Origin of the sequence: Flagellimonas iocasae (assembly GCF_042682725.1) — a bacterium.
Classification (GTDB): domain Bacteria; phylum Bacteroidota; class Bacteroidia; order Flavobacteriales; family Flavobacteriaceae; genus Flagellimonas; species Flagellimonas iocasae.
Window position 1 is genome coordinate 444,613 of the sequence record NZ_JBHUHU010000001.1, and the last position, 20,890, is coordinate 465,502.

17 protein-coding genes are annotated in these 20,890 nt (G+C 42.8%); 6 read left to right on the plus strand and 11 right to left on the minus strand.

Annotated features, from left to right (window positions below; translation table 11 throughout):
* Positions 1 to 7: 7 nt before the first annotated feature.
* Entirely contained in the window at positions 8 to 1,387 is a 1,380-nt protein-coding gene (locus tag ACFSJE_RS01945) for a TlpA family protein disulfide reductase (protein ID WP_379829293.1), read from the minus strand.
* A gap of 211 nt (positions 1,388 to 1,598) precedes the next feature.
* Here ACFSJE_RS01945 and ACFSJE_RS01950 point away from each other — a divergent pair, with 211 nt between their 5' ends.
* Positions 1,599 to 2,357, plus strand: a complete 759-nt coding sequence (locus ACFSJE_RS01950; protein WP_379829294.1) for an XRE family transcriptional regulator — start codon at positions 1,599 to 1,601, stop codon at positions 2,355 to 2,357.
* On the opposite strand, the gene ACFSJE_RS01955 is transcribed toward ACFSJE_RS01950, so the two are convergent.
* Genes ACFSJE_RS01955 through ACFSJE_RS01970 form a run of 4 tightly spaced genes read right to left on the minus strand, consistent with a single transcriptional unit; the run spans position 2,358 to position 6,603 of the window.
* Entirely contained in the window at positions 2,358 to 3,353 is a 996-nt protein-coding gene (locus tag ACFSJE_RS01955; RefSeq protein WP_379829295.1) for an SMP-30/gluconolactonase/LRE family protein, read from the minus strand.
* A 48-nt stretch (positions 3,354 to 3,401) separates the two neighbouring features.
* Entirely contained in the window at positions 3,402 to 4,328 is a 927-nt protein-coding gene (locus ACFSJE_RS01960; RefSeq protein WP_379829296.1) for an ATP-grasp domain-containing protein, read from the minus strand.
* Between the two features lie 11 nt (positions 4,329 to 4,339).
* A complete protein-coding gene (gene ggt / locus ACFSJE_RS01965; protein WP_379829297.1) occupies positions 4,340 to 6,022 on the minus strand; it encodes a gamma-glutamyltransferase in 1,683 nt (560 codons plus the stop codon).
* On the minus strand, positions 6,010 to 6,603 hold the full coding sequence (locus ACFSJE_RS01970; protein ID WP_379829298.1) for an acyl carrier protein phosphodiesterase: 594 nt from the start codon (positions 6,601 to 6,603) through the stop codon (positions 6,010 to 6,012). The genes ggt and ACFSJE_RS01970 overlap by 13 nt, the downstream gene beginning before the upstream one ends.
* 91 nt (positions 6,604 to 6,694) lie before the next feature.
* On the opposite strand from ACFSJE_RS01970, the gene glmM reads away from it, so the two are divergent.
* Positions 6,695 to 8,086 carry a phosphoglucosamine mutase gene (gene glmM, locus ACFSJE_RS01975; protein WP_379829299.1) on the plus strand — a complete coding sequence of 464 codons (1,392 nt, stop codon included), beginning with the start codon at positions 6,695 to 6,697 and terminating at the stop codon, positions 8,084 to 8,086.
* Here glmM and ACFSJE_RS01980 read toward each other — a convergent pair.
* Together ACFSJE_RS01980 and ACFSJE_RS01985 are read right to left on the minus strand one after the other, a co-directional pair.
* A complete protein-coding gene (locus ACFSJE_RS01980; RefSeq protein WP_379829300.1) occupies positions 8,079 to 8,621 on the minus strand; it encodes a nuclear transport factor 2 family protein in 543 nt (180 codons plus the stop codon). The two genes, glmM and ACFSJE_RS01980, sit on opposite strands and share 8 nt — an antisense overlap.
* Positions 8,622 to 8,729: 108 nt before the next feature.
* The gene (locus ACFSJE_RS01985) at positions 8,730 to 9,653 is read right to left on the minus strand and encodes a lysophospholipid acyltransferase family protein (RefSeq protein ID WP_379829301.1); all 924 of its coding nucleotides are present in this window, start codon (positions 9,651 to 9,653) and stop codon (positions 8,730 to 8,732) included.
* 52 nt (positions 9,654 to 9,705) lie between these two features.
* On the opposite strand from ACFSJE_RS01985, the gene ACFSJE_RS01990 reads away from it, so the two are divergent.
* On the plus strand, positions 9,706 to 10,356 hold the full coding sequence (locus ACFSJE_RS01990) for a rhomboid family intramembrane serine protease (protein ID WP_379829302.1): 651 nt from the start codon (positions 9,706 to 9,708) through the stop codon (positions 10,354 to 10,356).
* A gap of 56 nt (positions 10,357 to 10,412) precedes the next feature.
* On the opposite strand, the gene ACFSJE_RS01995 is transcribed toward ACFSJE_RS01990, so the two are convergent.
* Together ACFSJE_RS01995 and ACFSJE_RS02000 are read right to left on the minus strand one after the other, a co-directional pair.
* A complete protein-coding gene (locus tag ACFSJE_RS01995) occupies positions 10,413 to 11,528 on the minus strand; it encodes a DUF4369 domain-containing protein (RefSeq protein ID WP_379829303.1) in 1,116 nt (371 codons plus the stop codon).
* 97 nt (positions 11,529 to 11,625) lie between these two features.
* Positions 11,626 to 12,123 (minus strand): hypothetical protein, encoded by a 498-nt coding sequence (locus ACFSJE_RS02000; RefSeq protein WP_379829304.1) that lies wholly within the window; start codon positions 12,121 to 12,123, stop codon positions 11,626 to 11,628.
* A gap of 89 nt (positions 12,124 to 12,212) precedes the next feature.
* Here ACFSJE_RS02000 and ACFSJE_RS02005 point away from each other — a divergent pair, with 89 nt between their 5' ends.
* On the plus strand, positions 12,213 to 15,128 hold the full coding sequence (locus tag ACFSJE_RS02005) for an FAD-binding and (Fe-S)-binding domain-containing protein (RefSeq protein ID WP_379829305.1): 2,916 nt from the start codon (positions 12,213 to 12,215) through the stop codon (positions 15,126 to 15,128).
* Here ACFSJE_RS02005 and ACFSJE_RS02010 read toward each other — a convergent pair.
* A complete protein-coding gene (locus ACFSJE_RS02010; RefSeq protein WP_379829306.1) occupies positions 15,099 to 16,037 on the minus strand; it encodes a UDP-2,3-diacylglucosamine diphosphatase in 939 nt (312 codons plus the stop codon). The genes ACFSJE_RS02005 and ACFSJE_RS02010 overlap by 30 nt on opposite strands.
* Before the next feature lie 195 nt (positions 16,038 to 16,232).
* On the opposite strand from ACFSJE_RS02010, the gene aroC reads away from it, so the two are divergent.
* The gene (gene aroC, locus ACFSJE_RS02015; RefSeq protein ID WP_379829307.1) at positions 16,233 to 17,297 is read left to right on the plus strand and encodes a chorismate synthase; all 1,065 of its coding nucleotides are present in this window, start codon (positions 16,233 to 16,235) and stop codon (positions 17,295 to 17,297) included.
* A 57-nt stretch (positions 17,298 to 17,354) separates the two neighbouring features.
* Positions 17,355 to 18,659, plus strand: a complete 1,305-nt coding sequence (locus ACFSJE_RS02020; RefSeq protein WP_379829308.1) for a dicarboxylate/amino acid:cation symporter — start codon at positions 17,355 to 17,357, stop codon at positions 18,657 to 18,659.
* A gap of 28 nt (positions 18,660 to 18,687) precedes the next feature.
* On the opposite strand, the gene ACFSJE_RS02025 is transcribed toward ACFSJE_RS02020, so the two are convergent.
* Complete coding sequence (locus ACFSJE_RS02025; RefSeq protein ID WP_379829309.1) at positions 18,688 to 20,745, minus strand: DUF4139 domain-containing protein; 2,058 nt, start codon at positions 20,743 to 20,745, stop codon at positions 18,688 to 18,690.
* Between the last annotated feature and the right edge of the window lie 145 nt (positions 20,746 to 20,890).

Below are 20,890 nucleotides of genomic sequence, written 5' to 3' on the forward strand. Positions count from 1 at the left end.
TTAACAGCTACTCCAAAAGAATTTCCTTCGCCTTCGGGTCTGATGGTCGCGGAGCATTGGCGCTAATGATTTGACCATTTTCGTCGATAATTAAGAATCGAGGGATTCCAGAAATATTGTAGTCAGCTACCAATTGCGAATTCCAGGCACCTTCGGTATAGAGTTGCAGTCCGCCCAATTCTTTTTCTTCAATAAAGTTGTCCCATTTTTCTTTGTCCTTTTGATCATCGATGGAAATACTGACCAATTGAACTGGTTCATCTTCCAAGTCTTTTTCCAATTGCTTCAATGCTGGAATTTCACGGATACAGGGCCCGCACCATGTGGCCCACACATCAACATAGACTTTCTTGCCTTTTAAGCTATCCAAAGTCACTTTGTGGCCATCTCGGGTCTGCCCGATAAAATTGGGAGCTTTGTTTCCAGCTTTTAACGCTTCCCAAGGTGCATTGTTCTTTTCCAACAAAGTTTTGAGCACTTCACTCTGGGCATTGTTGTTAAATGCTATTATTTTCTCCTGATTGGCATCAAATCCGGAACCAAAATTCACGTCCTGAGCCAATTGTTGATAGGTGTAATATTCGTTGAGCTTGGATGTCCCGAATGCGCTATCTAATTTTTTGGAAATGGCAGCATAATAATCAGGAACGGTTTCATAGTCTTCAAAATTAATATCCTTGGTCACCCATGTGCGAGCTAAACCCAAATTTTCGCGGAAGGACAGGTGGGAAGGGTCATTTAAATCCATAGATTCCATCTCATCATAGAAGCCTGAAGGCAATTCGGGCTCTACATTTTTGGAATATTTGTAATAGGTGGGATATTCCACGTAGGGACGAAGCAAATCCATTTGTATTCTGGACATCATTCCTTTTTTAAAACTTTCATCCAAATCCTCTGTGGACTCCAACTTGGCATAAAGTTCACTTAGGGGGCTGTTGTATTTTTTGATTTCTATCAAAAAGCTGTCTGCCTCTTTGACATAAAGATTATAGGGGCCACCTTTATAGTTGATATCGGTGAAGGTTTTGTTGTATTTGTTCAAAAAGTTGTTCTCCTCGGATAATTGGTCGCCCATTGCCCCCAAAACATTAGGTTTTTCGGATATAAGACCCAGTTGCACGTTTGCTTCGGGTTTTAAAAAGACATATCCCATGGTGGTTTTTGATGAAATGGTAAAGAACCCAGCTTCTTTTAAAGGGAATACATTCTTGATACGGGTAGAATCAAACTCAAAAAGAAGGTCTTTATCCAAGGAATATACCTCCAATTTTTTAAATTCAGGATTAGTGGTCGCTATTTGAAGTTGAACATCTTTTGGTTCTTTATGACAAGAGGCTACAATCAATGCAGCGACAATGAAAAGCAAAAATCTGATGGGTTTCATAGGCTTTTTTTCTTAGATGATGTAAAAGATAAGGAAATCGTTCTAAAGTAGTTACCATAGTTTAATTGGAAATAATCCAAAAAATATGTTGGAAATAATCCAAATTTTCTATATTTGAAAAGAGATGTCAGGTTGAGCGCAGTCGAGACCTAATTTAAGGTAAAGGACATTGACTTCTCGACTGCGTTCGAAGTGACGCAAAAATGCAGAAATGGAAAATGAACTTACCTTAAAACGGTTTATCGATATTCGGAGAGAATTGGGCTATACCCAGACCGAGTTCGCCCAATTGTTGGGGGTGAAGAATACTACTGCCGATATTGAACGGGGCCGAACCAAATTGTCAGGAAAAGTCGTGGAAGAACTGTTGAAGCAGTTCAAGATAAATCCGCTTTGGCTTTTTGGTGATAGTGACCAAAAACATTTGGATACGTCAAAAACCAGCGTCATTCCAAAAGTGGTCACGGTGGATAGTTCTGATCAGGACAACATGGTTTTGGTAAATGCCAAAGCCGCCGCAGGATATCCACAAAATATTGCGGATACCAGTTGGTACCGACAACTTCCCGCCTTTGATTTGCCTATTCCCGAGTTCCGAAATGCCACTTACCGTGGTTTTCAGGTTGAAGGGGACAGTATGTTGCCCAATTTACGCCCCAATGATTGGGTGTTGGCACGAGCCATTGAGCATATTGATTATGTGAGCGCCAATAAAATGTATGTCGTGGTTCTTCAAGATTCTGTGATGGTGAAGAAGATTGAGCGAAAGCCAAATTCCAATAACATTACTTTGGTTTCCTTGAATGAATCGTACCCTCCGTATGACATCAAACCGTTCCAGATTCAGGAAATATGGGAGGTGAGCAGCAAACTTACCTTTAATATTGATGCTACCACAGAAACGGGATTGCTGAAACAATTGCAACAATCCATGGAGGAATTAAAAAAGCAAATGGGTCAAATCAAATAGTTAGAACCCGTCACCGACGGTTTTAGTCTGCACTCGCATCAAAGAATGATTGGCGGTCATGTAAAGTACCGAGCCATCATCACCCCAAGCACAATTGGCAGTGGGTTGTCCAGTATGAATTCGCCCCAAGTATTTACCTTCCGAAGTTATGACCAAAACCCCACCTGGACCTGTGGAAAAAACGGTTCCGTCTTTGGCCACTTTTAAACCATCGGGTAATCCCATTAAACCGGGTTTCAGTATGGTTTTGGCATCAAAAAATACGGTTCCTTCATCTACTGAGCCATCAGCTTGAATATTGTAAGCCATTATATAAGGAGCGTTAAAATCCGACTGGGCTACATAAAGTGTTTTTTCATCTGGGGAAAGGGCCACGCCATTAGGTCGGCTTAGGTTGCTGACCACCATTTCCACACTTCCATCCGTTCCGATTTTATACACCCCAAAAGCATCAATTTCCCGTATTTCCGAGTCCTGTTGCTTGGGTAACCCATAGGGAGGGTCGGTAAAATAATAGGTGCCGTTGGAGGCTTGAACCACATCATTCGGGCTATTGAATCGTTTTCCTTCCCAAGTGTCTGCGAGCGTAAATTTTCCACCGCCTACCAATGGCATCTTAGTTATTCTGCGGTCACCATGTTCGCTCGCCACCAGTTCACCATCATTGTTAATGGTAAGTCCGTTGCTGCCAGGTTCACGGCTGTAGGGAAGTATTCCCGTGTACCCCGAAGGTTTCAGAAATTCAGAAATACTGTCACCCTCCTTCCATTTAAAAATGGTGTTTTGGGGCACATCGGAGAAAAGAAGATAACTGCCCTCTTTAATCCAGACAGGGCCTTCCGACCATGTGAAACCTTCGGCCAAAACTTCAATTTCGGCGTCTTTGGCCACGTAATTATAGAATGCATCGTCTTCGGCAACTAGTTTTGGAGCCGCATTTTCTTGGGCTGCGCAACCCAATGTGATTCCCAACAGAAGGAATGATAATTTTTTCATTTTGAATTATTTACAGCTTTAAATATAATGATACTATACATTGAAAACTTAGACGAGCATGGAAAAATAGGTGTCCTTGATGGATTTTGCCAAAATTTCTGCCGCTGCCGGATTTAGTCGAAACCATAATTCGGGCTCAAAGATTTCCAGTTCGGCCAAGGCCCAATTGCCGTCGTTGTCTTTGAACATGTCCACTCTCGCATACATTGGGAGTTCTGGTGCAGCATGGACCACACGGGTAGCGAAATCGATTTGTGCTGTCGTGGGTTCAAATGAATGTACGGTACCGCCAAAATCATCCTGAACACGAAAATCACCGGGTTTTGCAATTTTTAAAACCGCATGGGTGACCTGTCCATTAAAAACCATCATGGAGATCTCCCCTTCTTTCACGATGTTTTCCTGAAATTCTTGGAGCATCATCGCTTCTTCTGAAATCAATTTCTGGAATATATCCTCATACTCGTCAATCGAATCCTTTTGTATTTTGTAGGTATGTCGTGCGGCTCCGGAGACACAAGGTTTTATAATAAATGTGGAAGGACGAAACTCTAATTTTTCAACGGCATGCAGGTAGGCTTCTTTTAAACTGATTTGAGTTCCCTGCTCCACAAAATAGGTTTTGGGAATGGTGACACCGGCTAAAGAAAGATCGCGCAAATAATGTTTGTCAATGTTCCAATAGATCAGCTTTTTGGAATTGATGAATTGTGTTTTCCGGGAAGTGCACTCCAACCATTTTGAAAACTCAGGAAAGCGGTCAAAATAGTCCCAAGTAGTTCGGAACAAGGCATATTTGGTGGTGGACCAATCAAAATCTGGGTCATCCCATGATTTCCGAATAGCCTTTAATCCTTCTTTTTGTAACCCTTCCAAAACCAATCGGTCTTCCAGAAGCACATTATCAATGTAGGCACTTTGCTTTGTGGGATTGATGTACCTTGGGTCGGTGAGTACTACAACATCATAGTTCATTCGACAGCTATTTAAAAACCAACGGCTTTGTCATCACCTCGTTTGTCGGCACCGCCCTCCAGTTTCCCATCGGAAAGTACCCGAATCGCATCCACTTTTCCAATAATCGGCGTACGTTCTTCATTGATGATGTATCCTTTGGATTTCAGTTCGGTAATGAGTTCTTCAGGAAATCCATCGGGTTCGAAGATAATCATGTCCGGAAGCCATTGATGATGAAAACGGGGAGCGTTCACGGCTTCTTGCATGCTTAAATTGAATTCATACACATTGAGTATGGTCTGGGCAACTGCCGTGATGATGGTGGAGCCTCCGGGTGTACCCACAACCATGTATAACTTTCCGTCTTTTTCCACAATGGTGGGCGTCATGCTACTCAACATTCGTTTTTCTGGCGCAATACTGTTGGCTTCGGCACCTACAAGTCCAAACATATTGGGAACTCCAGGTTTGGCGCTAAAATCGTCCATTTCATTGTTCAGAAAGAAACCCAACTCAGCGCAGTAGAGTTTTGAGCCGTAACCGCCATTAAGCGTGGTAGTGGTTGAAATGGCATTTCCTTCGCTATCCACGATGGAGTAGTGGGTGGTTTCCATACTTTCCACAATTTCCACCTCACCGTGACTTACTTCGGAAGAAAGCGTAGCCTTGTCAAACGAGAAGTTTTCCATTCTTTCTTGTAAATAGGAGTCACTTAACAGTTCATCCAATGGAATGTCCACAAAATCAGGGTCACCCAAAAAATAGTTTCTGTCGGCATAAGCACGGCGCGAGGCTTCAGTGAACAATTGGATGGTCTTGGTAGAATTATGACCATATTTGGATACATCATAGGGTTCCATAATCTTAAAAATCTGATTGATGGTAACCCCACCACTGCTGGGTGGGCTCATGGAAATGATGTGAAGGTCCTTGTAATCAAATTCGATGGGTTCCCTCCACTTGGCTTCGTATCTGGCCAAATCTTCTTCAGTGATAAAACCGCCGTTCTCTTGAACAAAAGCGGCCAATTTTTGTGCAACTTCACCTTTGTAGAAACCATCCCTGCCATTTTCCAGTATTTTTTGAAGGGTATTGGCCAATTCAGGATAGGTGATGATGTCCCCTTCCTTAAAATTAGCCGCAAACTTGGTGCTGTCGCCATTGGCTTCGATGAATTGTTCTTTATAGCTTTGTAATCGGTCCGCTTGTTTTTTGGTAACCACCACCCCTTTTTTAGCCAAAGCAATGATCGGCCTCAAAATTTCGGATAGGGGAAGAGAACCAAATTTTTTGTGTACTTCCATAACCCCTGCTACGGTTCCTGGCACACCTGCTGCAGTTCCTCCTTTGGTGCTCATATTGGGGATGACATTGCCCAGAGAATCCAGATACATGTCTTTATGAGCGGATAGCGGTGCTTTTTCGCGATAATCTAGAGCACCTACCTCGCCATTACTCTTTCGGTAGACCATAAAACCGCCTCCGCCTAGGTTTCCAGCAAAGGGATAGGCCACGGCCAAAGCTAGTTCCGTTGCGACCATGGCATCGAAAACATTTCCGCCTTTTTTCATGATATCAACTCCAATTTGTGAGGCTTCCTCTCGTGCGGAGACCACCATGGCCCTTTCAGTGACCAGCCCGGTTGGAACGGCAGGTTGTTGTTTGCAGTGTATGAATAAGATAAGAGGAAGGAGGAGTATCAGTCTTCGCATAAGGAAATGAATTTTTGACGGGAAAAGGTAATCAATTCTTCAAAAAAAGCGGTGAATTCGTTTTCAAAATCAGTGTAGTGTTCCTCCAAGTCCATGATGGCAAAGTTCATCTTGGATTTATTTTTCGTCCTTCGGTTCATACCATTGAGAACTCGGTCAATCCCAGCAAGATTGGCGTAGTTCAACAGCCAATTGTCAGCAATCATATAAGGCATCAAACGTTTGGTTCCCAATGGCAGAATTTCATAGTTGTTTTCTAGCAGGTCATAAAAATTGTTCACATAGTCATCCAACGGTGTGTTAGAATAATCACTCCAATTCTTCGCTAAAAAATGGTCATAGAAAATATCCACAATCACTCGGCTGTAATGACTGTAATTTTTGTGGAGTCGTTTACTGCTCTGTTTAGCAATAGGGTGGGAGTCGGTAAACGTGTCAATCTCCCGATGTAAAAGAATCCCTTTTTGGATTTTTTCTGGAAGGTGTTTGTACTTGTTTCCCCGAATGTGGTCGGCAAAAAAGTTTCCCAAAGTAATCTCCGGGTCATCAAAGGACAAATAAATATGAGCCAAGAAGTTCATCGGGACTTTAGCTTTTCTGATGAAAATTACAAATTCAAAAGATGGATTCAGAAATGCCCAACTATATTTGCAAAAACTTTTTTAACAATTTATGACACTCATCAAATCAATTTCAGGAATACGAGGAACCATAGGAGGTAAAACCAATGACAACTTAACTCCTTTGGACGCGGTTAAGTTCGCGGCTTCATACGGAACATGGCTAAAATCGTATGCCAATAAAGAAAAATTGACCGTTGTGATTGGAAGGGATGCCCGACTTTCGGGCGAAATGATTCAGAATCTGGTGGTTTCTACTTTAGTAGGATTGGGAATTGATGTGATTGATTTGGGATTGTCGACCACACCAACGGTTGAAATTGCCGTGCCTTTGGAAAAAGCTGATGGAGGTATCATTTTAACGGCAAGCCATAATCCAAAGCAGTGGAATGCCCTTAAATTGTTGAATGAGAAGGGCGAATTTTTGGATGCAGAGCAAGGGGCCAAGATTTTAGCGCTGGCTGAAAAGGAGGATTTTGATTTTGCCGAAGTCGATGATTTGGGAAAAATAACCAAGAACGACTCTTATATGGACATTCATGTGGATGAAGTGTTGGAATTGCCTTTGGTGGATGCCGAGGTCATCAAAAACGCCGGTTTTAAGGTAGTGGTGGATGGAGTAAACTCCTCAGGGGGAATAGCCATCCCGAAATTATTGCAAGAGTTGGGAGTAGAAGTCATTAAATTGTACTGCAACCCTACGGGTCATTTTCCCCATAACCCAGAACCTTTGAAGGAACATTTGGGGGACATCTGCAAAAAAGTGGTAGAGGAGCAAGCTGATTTTGGAATCGTGGTGGACCCTGATGTGGACCGTTTGGCCTTTATCAGTAATGATGGGGAAATGTTTGGCGAAGAATACACTTTAGTGGCCTGTGCCGACTACGTATTGGGTAAAACCAAAGGAAATACGGTCTCCAATTTGTCTTCATCTCGGGCATTGCGGGATATCACCGAAAAACATGGCGGAACGTATGAAGCTGCGGCGGTTGGTGAGGTAAACGTGGTAGCTAAAATGAAGGCCAACAACGCTATTATTGGCGGTGAAGGAAATGGCGGTATCATTTATCCTGAAAGCCATTACGGTCGTGATGCTTTGGTGGGTACAGCCTTGTTTTTAATGTTGATGGCAGAGCGCGGCGGGACTGTAGCTGAACTCCGGGCCAGTTACCCCAGTTATTTCATGAGCAAAAAGAAGATTGAGCTAACACGGGAATTGGATGTGGATGCGCTATTGGACGCCATGCACACCAAATACAAGGATGAGCAAGTCTCTACCATTGACGGGGTGAAAATTGATTTTGCCGAGAACTGGGTTCATTTGCGCAAATCCAATACAGAGCCCATTATCCGAATCTACACTGAGGCTAAATCACAGGAAGCAGCGGATAATCTTGCGGACCGCATTATTGGTGAAATCAAGGAAGTGGCAGGACTTAATTAGGTTTCTCCAATTCGTAAACAATTTCCTGGGCATTGAATTCTTCATGGGCTAGGTCGATGTGTTTGTCGGAATCCAGCCAAATTTTCCATGAACCGTTCTCTTTTTTGAGTCCGACACTGAATTGGCCATAGCCCCTAACAACAAGGTTTTCCTCATCTCCGTTTTTGGAATTGAATCGGTAGTATCCTGTTTGGTAAGCTAGTTCTCCGCTATCATCCATGGCAGTGGAAAGAATGGCAAAAGCGATTCCGAGCTGACTCCCTCTAGCTTTTACCGATTCCACAAAATCACCAAAGCCCTGTAGGTAGCTTTCACCCGTCTCAATTTGATTTTGGTCTTGGGTCACTCGAACAATGTCTTTGGAGTGAATGGACTTTAATTTTTGCGAATCGGATTGATCATAAGTTTCCATAAACGGAATCCAAACATCATTTTTGATGGCTTCAAGGGTTTCATTTGGAATTTGTTTTGCTGGACGTTGTCCATAGGAAAGTGCAAAGCAGCACAGAAGTAAAAGGGTTGCTAATTGTTTCATTTTTTGATTGATTGAATAACTGTGAATGTAAAAAACAAAGCAAAATCCTGTACATCTTTTAAGAAAAGAATAGGATTTTTATTCTGATAACCAATCAAATAAGTTTTTCTACCTAAGCGTATTTGATGTAACTATATCCTTGTCATGTACCGCTTTGGGTGCTTTGTTTCGGTGTTTCCACCGTTTATGTGTCCAAAAATAGTATTCCGGAGCTTCACGGATGGATTTTTCGGTTTCCCTCAAAAAGGCATCGGTGATTTTGTAATCCTCAACTTTGGTTGGATTTTCAGTGATTATTTTAAAGGTCCCTTCATAGTACCCTCTTTTCTTTTTTCTAACTTTTAGATAAACGGGAACAATATCGTTCACTTTGCAGATTTCCTCACCACCCACATGAACCGGCACAACAATACCCATAAAGTCAGTCCAATACTTTGCTCTGCCAACCATGGGCGATTGGTCGCTGATGATACCTACCATTAATAGTTCCTTACTTTCTTTTGCGGCTTTAAGAATTTTTCTAGATTCCTTCGTGGAAATCAAAGTAGTATTGAATTTGCCTCGAATTTGTCGAACCAATTTATCAAAATACTTGTTCTGTATTTTTTGATAAATGCCATACCCTTTGGACTTAATTTGAAGATTTAATGACAATACCCACTCCCAGCTGGCATAGTGGGGAAGCATAAGCATTGTGTTGATGCCTTTTTCTTCAAGATTGGTCAGCAACTCCATGTTCGTGACCGTAAATCGCTTTTGAATCTCTTTTTTGCTGATGCCCATGGTTTTGATCATTTCCATGAACATATCACACATGTGGTGGTAGAATTTTTTTTCGATTTTAAGTCGTTCCTTTTCTGATTTTTCTGGGAAGACCAAGGCCAGATTTTCACGTACTACTTTTTTGCGATAGCCTATAACATAGTACAATAGCCCATATATTCCATCCGAAAGAAGGTAGATTATTGTAAAAGGAAGTCTGGAAACCAGCCAGAGCAATGGGTAAGCAAGGATAAATACTGCTAACTGCATAACAATTCTTGTGTGCAAATATAGCTATATTTGAATCCAAACCTGTATTAACATGTTCAATTTACACATAGCAACTATTGGCATTATCGCCGCGAATGTAATTGTATCCTTGCGAGGATTTAGTGATGCCACTTTTTTTGACCGATATAAATTCAGTATCAGTGGTATTCGGGCAGGACAGCGGGAAAGAACCGTAACATCGGGCTTTTTACATGTTGATATTTCCCATTTGTTCTTCAATATGTTCACCCTGTACTTTTTTGCCAATGTGGTCATCAATTGGTTTGGGCCCGGGAAGTTTTTGATCATTTATTTCATCAGCCTGATCGCCGGAAGCCTCTTGGCCTTGTTTTTCCATAAGGATGAACCCTATTATAGTGCTGTTGGGGCCAGTGGAGCTGTTACAGGAATCTTGTATGCCGCCATTCTACTGAATCCAGATATGCAACTTGGGATAATGTTCATCCCCATTCCGTTGCCTGCATACGTTTTGGGGATTGCGTATTTGCTCTATTCCATTTACGGGATGAAAAGTAGATTGGGGAACATTGGACACACGGCCCACTTTGGCGGCGCCATTGGAGGTTACGCCACAACGTTATTGTTTAGACCAGAACTGTTTGTCACGGACACTTGGATTGTGATTCTATTGGCCGTTCCAATTGTGATTTTGTTTGTTTTGGAGAAGATGGGTAAAATTTAGCCCATAAAAAAAGGTCCAAGAACCCTTGAACCTTCCTATTTCGAATTGATTTCTTTTTAATTGAGAAGTTCGGCCACTTTTTCTTCCAAAGCTGGTCCGCGCAAGTCCCTTGCAACAATAACACCATTCTCATCCAATAGAAAGGCGGCAGGGATAGCATCAATATTGTAAAGTTCCGCGATGGGGTCCTGAAAACGCTTTAGGTTGGAAATGTGGTTCCAAGCCAATCCATCTGCTTCAATGGCGCCTTTCCAGTCCTCTGCACGAGTATCCAAGGAAACTCCGATAATATTGAATCCTTTGTCTTTGTACTTATTGTAAACTGAAACGATGTTTGGGTTTTCCATGCGACAAGGTCTGCACCAAGCTGCCCAAAAATCAACCAAAGTAAGCTTACCTTGGGTGGTAACCTCGCTCAGCGCCAATGGCTCCCCACTTGGAGTTGGGGCTGAAAAATTAGGTGCCACAGCACCGATTTCCGTAGACTTCATGGTATCCAAACGCGCTTTTAATTCTTTTGCAGGTTCAGTGGCCTTCATTTCTGGGGTAAGTCCTTCAAACAAGGCTTTGATCTCATCTGCAGGAAGGGCCTTACTCATCATAAGGTTACCAATGATCAATACGGATATCAGGGCATCAGGATGGCTCTTCGCAAATTCAATATTGAAGTTTTTGGCTTCTTCTTGAAATTCAATAACCTCTTCACGCAGAGCGTTCACCGTGGCTGTATCTCGCTGTTGAGCGGCAGTTCTCATATCATTCTGCATGGACATAGCCCTTTCAGATAATGATCTGGATTCATTCATAAAGTCCATGAAAAGCTCATTTTGGGGAGTTCCTTTCAGCTTGGCATAGTTCATACTATCTTTTTGGAATTCGATTTCTATATCCCCGTTTTCAAGCACAAAGGGAATGTTTCCTCGGTTGGGTTGCAAGAAAATATAGTGCAGCTTTGGCTCAGCCTGAACTCCTTTAAAACTGAAAACTCCATTTTGAACAGTGGTGGTGTCAATATCTACCACTTGATTAAGGGAATCCGTAGTTTTTAGGTATACCAGCGTGCCATTCTCCAAATCGCCTTCAACCGTACCATTCAATGTATATCCATCGGATTTTGAACCACATGATGCCAAGAATACAACTCCCAGCACAATCGCAAATACTTTTTTCATTTCTCGTAGTTTAAGCCGCTAAGGTATTCAATCCTTATTGCATAAAAAAACCCTTGACCTAATGAAAAGCCAAGGGTATCTATAAAAAAGTGTTTTTTTAAAACTGATATCGGATTCCCAGTGCGATGTCAAAGTCAAAATCATCGTTGAAACCATCGTAACCAATCAGTCCAATTTCAGGTCTGAAATCCAGCGAAATGACGAGGGGAATATCAAAATTATATTCCACCCCAATATCACCGGCGGCAAACACAAACAGTCCGTCATTGTCATCATTGGAATTGGGTACGGGTTCAAAATCAACGCTACCCAATCCACCACCTGCGCCGTAGAACCAGTTGAAATTCCCATCCAATTGATGCACCCACTGATAGATACCGGCAAGTTTAAAGGCATCAAAATACCTACTGTCACGCCACCCGAGGTCAAATTCGGCCCGGTTATACCTTCCAATGGATTTCTGGTACGAAATCTCAGCCCCAAAACCATCGCTATCACCTAAGCGAAGACCTAGCGCATGGTCGGAAATCTCCTGTGCGCTAAGAGAGGCTGTTACAAACAAAAAAAGCACTGCAAATAATGTGGTAATCTTCATAAGTTTACTCGTTAAGTTAAAAATTAGAGATAGTTTTGTACATCTACTAGAGCATATAAACTTTCTTTGAAGTTAAAAATTATTCCAAATTGAATAAAAATTTGTTAAAAGCCCTTTCTGAAGAATTGCAGGGAGAATTGAAGGTTGATGACCTCAGTAGGGCACTCTATTCCACCGATGCATCGGTGTACAGAAAGCGACCTTTGGCGGTGGCGTATCCCAAAAATACGGCCGACCTAAAGAAATTGATAGCTTTTGCCAATGAGAACGCGGTTGGGCTCATTCCAAGGACGGCAGGTACTTCGCTGGCGGGCCAATGTGTGGGTGATGGCCTAGTTGTGGATGTATCCAAACATTTCACGCAAATTTTGGAACTCGATAAGGACAATAAGCGCATAAAAGTACAACCTGGAGTTGTCCGTGATGAGCTCAATCAATATTTAAAACCATTCGGTTTATTTTTTGGCCCGAATACCTCTACCTCCAATCGCTGCATGATAGGAGGGATGGTAGGAAACAATTCCTCGGGGACAACCTCCATTCAATATGGGGTTACACGCGATAAGGTTTTGGAGATGCATTGCATCCTGTCTGATGGTAGCGAGGCCACTTTTTCAGATATATCCAAAGAAACATTTGATTCCAAAAAGCAAGAAGATTCATTGGAAGGGATGATATACGCATCCTTGGAGAAAGAGCTTTCAGATGATGAAAACAAAAAGAACATTCTTGCCGAGTTTCCAAAACCCAGCATACACCGAAGGAATACCGGTTATGCGGTAGACGAACTTTTAAAGAACAACCTTTTTGGGAACGACAAGGAAGACTTCAATCTCTGTAAATTATTGGCGGGAAGTGAAGGAACTTTAGCATTTACCACAGAAATTACGCTTCAGTTGGATGATTTACCACCTTCCTTATCGGCCATGGTGGCAACGCATTATAAAACCTTGGAGGATTGTTTGAGCGATGTAGCTCCAGTAATGCGGCACAATCTGCATACCTGCGAAATGATGGATAAGGTTATCTTGGATTGTACCAAGAACAACAGGGCGCAATTGGCCAACCGTTTTTTTGTGGATGGAGACCCTGCAGCCATTTTAATGCTGGAAATTAAGGCACATACCGAGGAAGACCTTCAGAAACAACTCAACTTGTTGTTAAAAACTGTTGAGAAATCCGGATTGAGCTATGCGAGTCCCATTTTAATGGGAGACGACATCACCAAGGCCATTGAGCTTCGGAAAGCTGGATTGGGCTTGTTGGGGAACATGGTGGGCGACCGAAAGGCGGTGGCCTGCATTGAGGATACCGCGGTGGCCCTGGAGGATTTGAAGGATTTCATCATGGAATTTTCCCAAATCATGAAAGGCTATGACCAGCAAGCGGTGTACTACGCGCATGCCGGGGCAGGGGAGTTGCATTTGCGTCCCATCCTTAACCTTAAAAAGTCCGAAGACGTAGTCTTGTTCCGTTCAATCACCACAGATGTGGCCAAGCTTACCAAAAAATACCACGGAAGTTTTAGCGGGGAACATGGCGATGGTATTGTTCGTGCTGAATTCATCCCGTTGATGATTGGCGAAACCAATTACGAGCTTTTAAAACGGGTGAAGAAGCTCTTTGACCCGAAGAATATTTTCAATCCCGGGAAGATTGTGGATGCATTTCCCATGGATGAATCCCTTCGGTATGAAGTCGACCGCGAAGAACCACAAGTGAAGACCTTGATGGACTTCTCGGACAGCGAAGGCATTTTAAAAGCGGCCGAAAAATGCAACGGAAGCGGTGACTGTAGAAAAAGCCACACTATGCCCGGGGGGATGTGCCCCAGTTATCATGCCACGAAAAATGAAAAGGATACCACGCGCGGTCGTGCCAATGCACTTCGGGAGTTTTTGACCCAATCCGAAAAGCCAAATCGCTTTGACCAAAAGGAACTTAAGGAAGTCTTCGACCTTTGTTTAAGCTGTAAGGCGTGTGCCAGCGAATGCCCCAGTAATGTGGATGTGGCAACCTTAAAGGCGGAGTTCCTCTATCAATATCAAGAATCCAATGGATATCCGTTGCGTAGCAAACTGTTTGCCTACAATACCAAATTGAATGCCTTGGGAAGCAAGCTTTCAGGTATTACCAATGCCATGTATACCTCCAAAACGGTTGGTGGATTATTGAAGAAGGCATCGGGAGTGGCTCCAGAGCGCAGTCTTCCAAAGGTGTATAATTTCAATTTTGACAAGCATCTGGAAAAATTCAAATTGAAGAACACCGACCTTTCCAAAAAGAAGGTGGTGCTCTATCTGGATGAGTTCACCAACTACTTGGATGTTGAGGTGGGAAGGGATGCCATTGAACTCCTTTGCAAATTGGGCTATGATGTGGAGCTGTTCTATGCGGAAAGCGGAAGGACATATTTGTCGAAAGGATTTTTAAAACAGGCCAAGAAACTGGTGGACAGGAATATGGCACAATTGGCGCCGTATCTGAATAAAGACATCCCCATTGTGGGATTGGAGCCCTCAGCGATTCTTTCCTTCCGGGATGAGTACCAAAGACTGCACGGGGATAAGACGCAATTGGCCAAACTGGCTTCCCAATCGTTTTTGATTGAGGAGTTTTTGGCCAAGGAAATCGCAGAAGGGCACATCACTCCAGAAAGTTTTACCGAAGAGGAGAAAACCGTGAAAATCCATAACCATTGCCATCAAAAAGCGTTGAGCAATCAGAAAGTGACGTTTGATGTTTTGAATCTCCCAAAAAATTATAAGGTCACCATCATTGCATCGGGTTGTTGTGGAATGGCGGGTTCATTTGGCTATGAAAAGGAACATTATGAAACCAGTATGAAGGTAGGAGGCTTAAAATTGTTCCCTGCGGTGAAGAAAAGTGAAGAAAGCACGTTGATTGCGGCCAATGGAACAAGCTGTAGACATCAAATTAAGGATGGGACGGACCGAGAGGCCCAGCATCCTGTCTCAATCTTGCGTAAGGCCTTGGTTATCTAGGCTTTTGTGATTTTGTTTGGGTTCGTTTGAATCTTCACTTGGGGTATCATCAATAAAGAAATCATCGTTGACCTCCTCCATGTCCACCTCTTTGTCGGTGATGGAAGCAATCAATTCATCCATATCCATTTCCTTGAGGTCTTCATCCACAAAGAAAGGTGATAGCCTATCGTGGTTGTAGTGATAGATTCTCCAGCGCTTGAATGAATATTCCAAAGCGGTCAAGTTTTCAACCCAATCCCCTGAATTGAGATAGGTGCAGCTTCCATATTTATTTTCGTAGTGCTCTTTTTTTGGCTGATGGATATGCCCGCAGATCACATAATCGTATTCATTTTCAATGGCAAGGTCGGCAGCGGTCTTTTCAAAATTATCGATGTATTTCACAGCGCTCTTTACGCTGTTTTTGATGCGTTTGGATAGGGAATATTTTTCACGTCCCAACCGCACCAACCACCAATTCACAAAGCTGTTGATTAAAATCAAGAGGTCATAACCATATCCACCTAACTTGGCCAGCCATTTTGCATTTTGAATGGAGACATCAAACACGTCGCCATGAAAAATCCATGCTTTTTTGCCATCCAAATTCAAGACGAGTTTGTTCATGATTTTAAAATTCCCCATTGAAGTATCGCTAAACTTACGGAGCATTTCATCGTGATTTCCAGTGATATAGTAAACTTCAGTGCCCTTTGAAGCCATCCCAATGATTTTTCTCAGGACCTTTAAATGCGATGGGGGGAAATACCGTTTGCTAAACTGCCAAATATCGATAATATCCCCGTTTAAAATGAGCTTTTTGGGCTGGATGCTGTTGAGGTAGGCAATGAGTTCATCCGCGTGGCAGCCATAGGTTCCAAGGTGGACATCCGAAATAACTGCCAGTTCTATCTTCCTTCTTTTCAAAAGTATAGGGTTTAGTTGCAAAATAACGGTGTAGGAATAAACTGAAAATCAATTTCAAATCAATAATTCATGAGATAATAGTTATTAAAACATCAAGGCTAAGAATGTTATGTTACATTAATATTAACTCCGTGAGTTACTTTTGAATTCGGTTTAGAACACCTACCTTTGGACTACCATAAATTTTTATACCGGATGGCAGGAAATTCTTTTGGGCAATTGTTTAGGCTCACCACCTTTGGTGAATCGCATGGAAAAGCCATTGGCGGAGTGTTGGATGGCTGTCCGGCTGGAGTGGAATTGGATATCGAAAAAATCCAATTGGAATTAAACCGAAGAAAGCCAGGCCAATCCGCAATCGTCACCCAACGAAAAGAACCTGATACCGTTGAAATCTATTCAGGAATATTTGAAGGAAAGACCACTGGTACACCCATTGGCTTTGCCATTCATAATACCAATCAAAAATCCAACGATTACTCCCACATAAAGGATTCGTATAGACCTTCGCATGCCGATTATGTGTATGATAAGAAGTATGGTTTTCGTGATTATCGGGGTGGTGGACGAAGCTCTGCGCGGGAAACCGCTAGTAGGGTAGTGGCCGGGGCCATCGCAAAGCAATTTTTGAACGATATTCGAATCAATGCTTTTGTATCCCAAGTTGGGGAATTGAAATTGGACAAACCGTATCAAGAATTGGACTTTGCCAATATTGAATCCAACCCCGTGCGTTGCCCGGATACCGAAATGGCGCAAAAAATGGAAGCGTATATCAAATCCATTAAAAAAGAAGGGGATACCATTGGCGGGGTCATCACGTGCGTCGTTCAAAATGTACCTATCGGTTTGGGCGAGCCGGTCTTTGACAAACTTCACGCCACTTTAGGGGCGGCCATGCTCTCCATAAACGCCGTAAAAGGTTTTGAGTACGGCAGCGGATTTGAAGGTATCAAGATGAAGGGCAGTGAGCACAACGATGCTTTTAATCCCGACGGTACCACAAAAACCAATCGAAGCGGGGGAGTGCAAGGGGGTATCAGCAACGGAATGGACATCTATTTCAGAGTGGCGTTTAAACCTGTGGCCACTATTTTGCAGTCGTACGAGACCATCAACAAAGAAGGTGAACCCGTTACCACCCAAGGTAAAGGCAGGCATGACCCATGTGTTGTTCCTAGAGCCGTGCCTATTGTGGAGGCCATGGCAGCATTGGTGTTGGCGGATTTTACCCTGTTGGCCCGCACCAACAAATTCTAGAGCGGCGTTAGGAGGTTTCCCTTCAATAAAGTATCTTACCCACCATAATCTTACGTTATGAAGAAATTGGAATTGCACTGGCAAATCCTTATTGGGATGGCAGTGGGAGTTTTGTTCGCTTTGGTTATGGTCCAATTTGAATGGGGGCCAAAAATTGTTTCGGATTGGGTGAAGCCCTTTGGAAATATTTTCATCAACTCGCTAAAATTGATTGCCGTTCCTTTGATTTTGGCCTCATTGATAAAAGGGGTGTCGGACCTAAAAGACATCTCCAAATTGTCAAAAATGGGGGGTCGCACTATCGGCATCTACATTATAACCACCGTAATTGCAGTATCTATTGGGTTGCTTGTGGTGAATATGGTTAAGCCAGGAGGTTCCATTACGGAGGACACCAGAAATGAACTGGTCGAAAACTACAAAGGGGATGCTGATAACATAAAAACCGCAGCCGATAAGCAAAAGGAGGCCGGACCCCTACAGGCATTGGAGGATTTGGTTCCCAGTAATATCTTTAAGGCAGCCAGCGACAACGGAAATATGCTTCAGGTAATTTTCTTTGCCATCTTTTTTGGAATAGGGCTGATTTTAATACCTGAGAAGACCGCAGAACCTGTGAAAAAGTTTTTCGACGGCTTCAACGAGGTTATCCTCAAACTTATAGATATTATAATGTTGGCGGCGCCTTACGGCGTATTTGCCTTGTTGGCCGCCTTGGTAGTTGAATCCCCAAGTTTGGATTTGTTCCAAGCCTTGGCATGGTATGCATTCTGTGTACTACTTGGATTGGCACTAATGCTGTGTGTCTATCTTTTGATTGCTTGGATTTTTACCAAAACCACTCCTTCCTTCTTTATAAAAGGGATATCACCAGCCCAGCTTTTGGCGTTTTCCACCAGTTCCAGTGCAGCCACTTTGCCTGTTACCATGGAACGAGTAGAGGAGCATTTGGGCGTTGAGGAAGAAGTGACCAGTTTTGTGCTACCTATTGGTGCAACCATTAATATGGACGGGACCAGTTTATATCAAGCTGTAGCCGCTGTTTTTATAGCGCAGGCATTTGGTATGGATTTAAGCCTATCGGCACAATTGGGTATTATTGTGACCGCAACCTTGGCTTCCATTGGCAGTGCTGCCGTTCCTGGTGCGGGAATGGTGATGTTGGTCATTGTTTTGGCGCAAGCTGGGATTCCCGAAGCGGGACTCGCCTTGATTTTTGCGGTGGATAGACCCTTGGATATGTGCAGGACCGTGGTAAATGTCACAGGAGATGCAACGGTATCCATGGTTGTTGCAAAATCGGTGGGAAAGTTGGGTGAGCCAAAAGTAAAGGAGTGGGATGACAATTATAAAGCCAATTAATAACCCACTCCCTTTCATATCTTATTTTTTATAGCGAAATGTATCGCCCTCTAGGATATTTTACCTGAAAGGAAAAATCTTCCTTTTTGGATTCTTGGGGTGCCAAATCCAAATTCCAGGTCAACAATCCTTTTTGATTGTCATAATTGGCATTATTGATGATTACATCATCCACCTTAATTTCCTTGTCTTGTGACATGGGAATCCTATCCATAAGCTTCAGGTTGATGGCTACGTTCTTATTGTTTTTCACCTCCAGATTGTAGGTGCGGTCCAGAATCCGGTTGCTTCCGGTGAACGACTTGCTCTTAAAATTGCGGTCTTGTTGACGCGAAACGGTAATGTTATTGTCAATCCCTAGCGAAAGTACCATCTCTTTTTTGGTGGTATAGGGATCCAACACGGTTTTTCCGGCATAGGTACCTTCAAAATAGATATTGGCCTCACCTGGCAACAACTGATGGCGCTCCCAATCTTTGAAGCTAGCTGTAAGAAACACATTTTCATTGATAACAGGTGCTGCAAAATATTCATAAGTAGCAGGCATTTTAAACGTGTTGATTTCAATAGCAGTAATGTCCCCATCTGATTTGACGGAATAGGCTTTTTTGATTTCAAACGCAGTTTTAGTAGCCCCTTCTTTAATGTGGCTTTTCTTTGTGGTGATCAAGACAACCCCATCATTTCCTCGATTCCCATACATGGCGCTTGCATTGGTACCTTTAAGGATTTCTATATCCTGAATTTCATTTTCATCCAAATCCCCTTCGGAGAAGTCGGCTAAAGGAACTCCATCCACAATGTAGAGCGGGGCAGGGGGTTGGTATTGCACTCTTGAACTTGCGGAAGTGCCAGAAAAACCACGTATGGAAACACCTGCAGCCTTACCCTGCAGTGCTCGTGAAATATCGCGACCATACCCAGTAACAACAACCTCTTGCAATTGCATTACATCCTCTTCCATATCCACATTTATAATGGAAGAATAGATGGGCATTTCTTGCGGAACCATCCCAATAAAAGAGAAAGTCAGTTCTTGGCCATAGGGTATATCTAAGGAGTAGTTGCCATCAAAATCAGTTGTGGTTCCTTGGGATGTGCCCTTTACCAATACGTTGACACCTGGCAGTGGTTCTCCAGATTTATCGGTGATGGTGCCTACCACTTTTTTAACGTTTGGATTAAAAAAGTAGCCCTTTTTTTTGGCCACAGGGGAATAGCGTCTTTGATATGAACTTACAAAGTTCAAGTATTTAGCATCAAGATGTGGCTTGGCGATGTTGAAATTGGGACTTTCGGTGGAGAGCACCATTTTTACATTGTTCCAATCTTGACCTGTTTTTTGATACACATTAGCTTTGTAGGCCAAGCTAAGGGGAGCGTTCAATCCCGTGGATTTAATGTCGTAATTCGGCACCCAGCCTGCATCTTCCACGAAATAGGTAAGGGTAAGGTTCAAGTCGGTGGCAATAGGAGCATTGAATTTGATGGCTATCTCACCCTGTTCTTTCTCAGGAGCACCATTGGCTTCCGCTAGTTGCTCTTGTAATGCATTGATTTCAAGATTGGTTTCATTGATACTGAGATTGGACTGGAAGATTTCATTTTTGATGGCTGTGATACGCTCCCTATAATACTGGCTCACTTGTTTTAAACGCTCCAAATCCAAGGTTTGGCTGTCACTATTGACCAATCTGTTGGCGGTGATTACCTTTTCTTCCTCTTCCAACCCCAAAATGGTGTTTTTGAGCAAAGAAATTCTTTGTTCCAGTTCCTTAACGTCATCTTCCCATTCCTTCACCTTGGGATTGCTCTCCGATTTTTCCAAATAATTGATGTTATAGGCGATGGAAAGAATGGAAACGGCATTAAGTCCGGAAATCTGAATGCTGCTCTCATCAATTTTAGGAGAAAGTCCGGTAAAAATAAGCTCGTTAGCCCCTTCGTTCAAATGACATTCGGCGGTTCGTGTGATTTGCGCTCCACTAAGGTAAACGGTCACTTCCTTTATTTTGGAAGGTTGTTTTTGTTCGTTGGAAAATAGTAAAAAGGGGATGGACAGAAAGAATAGTACGATTGTTTTCATAACGGTCGGATTTAAAAGTTATTCCAAACCTAGTAATGACGCTATTCAATTAAAATAAGGAATGCGCAACGGGCGAATTCGGATTAGCGAAAGCACCGTTTCATTGAGTCAGTCCAAAAATTGGACTTTAAAAGGTGAATAATAG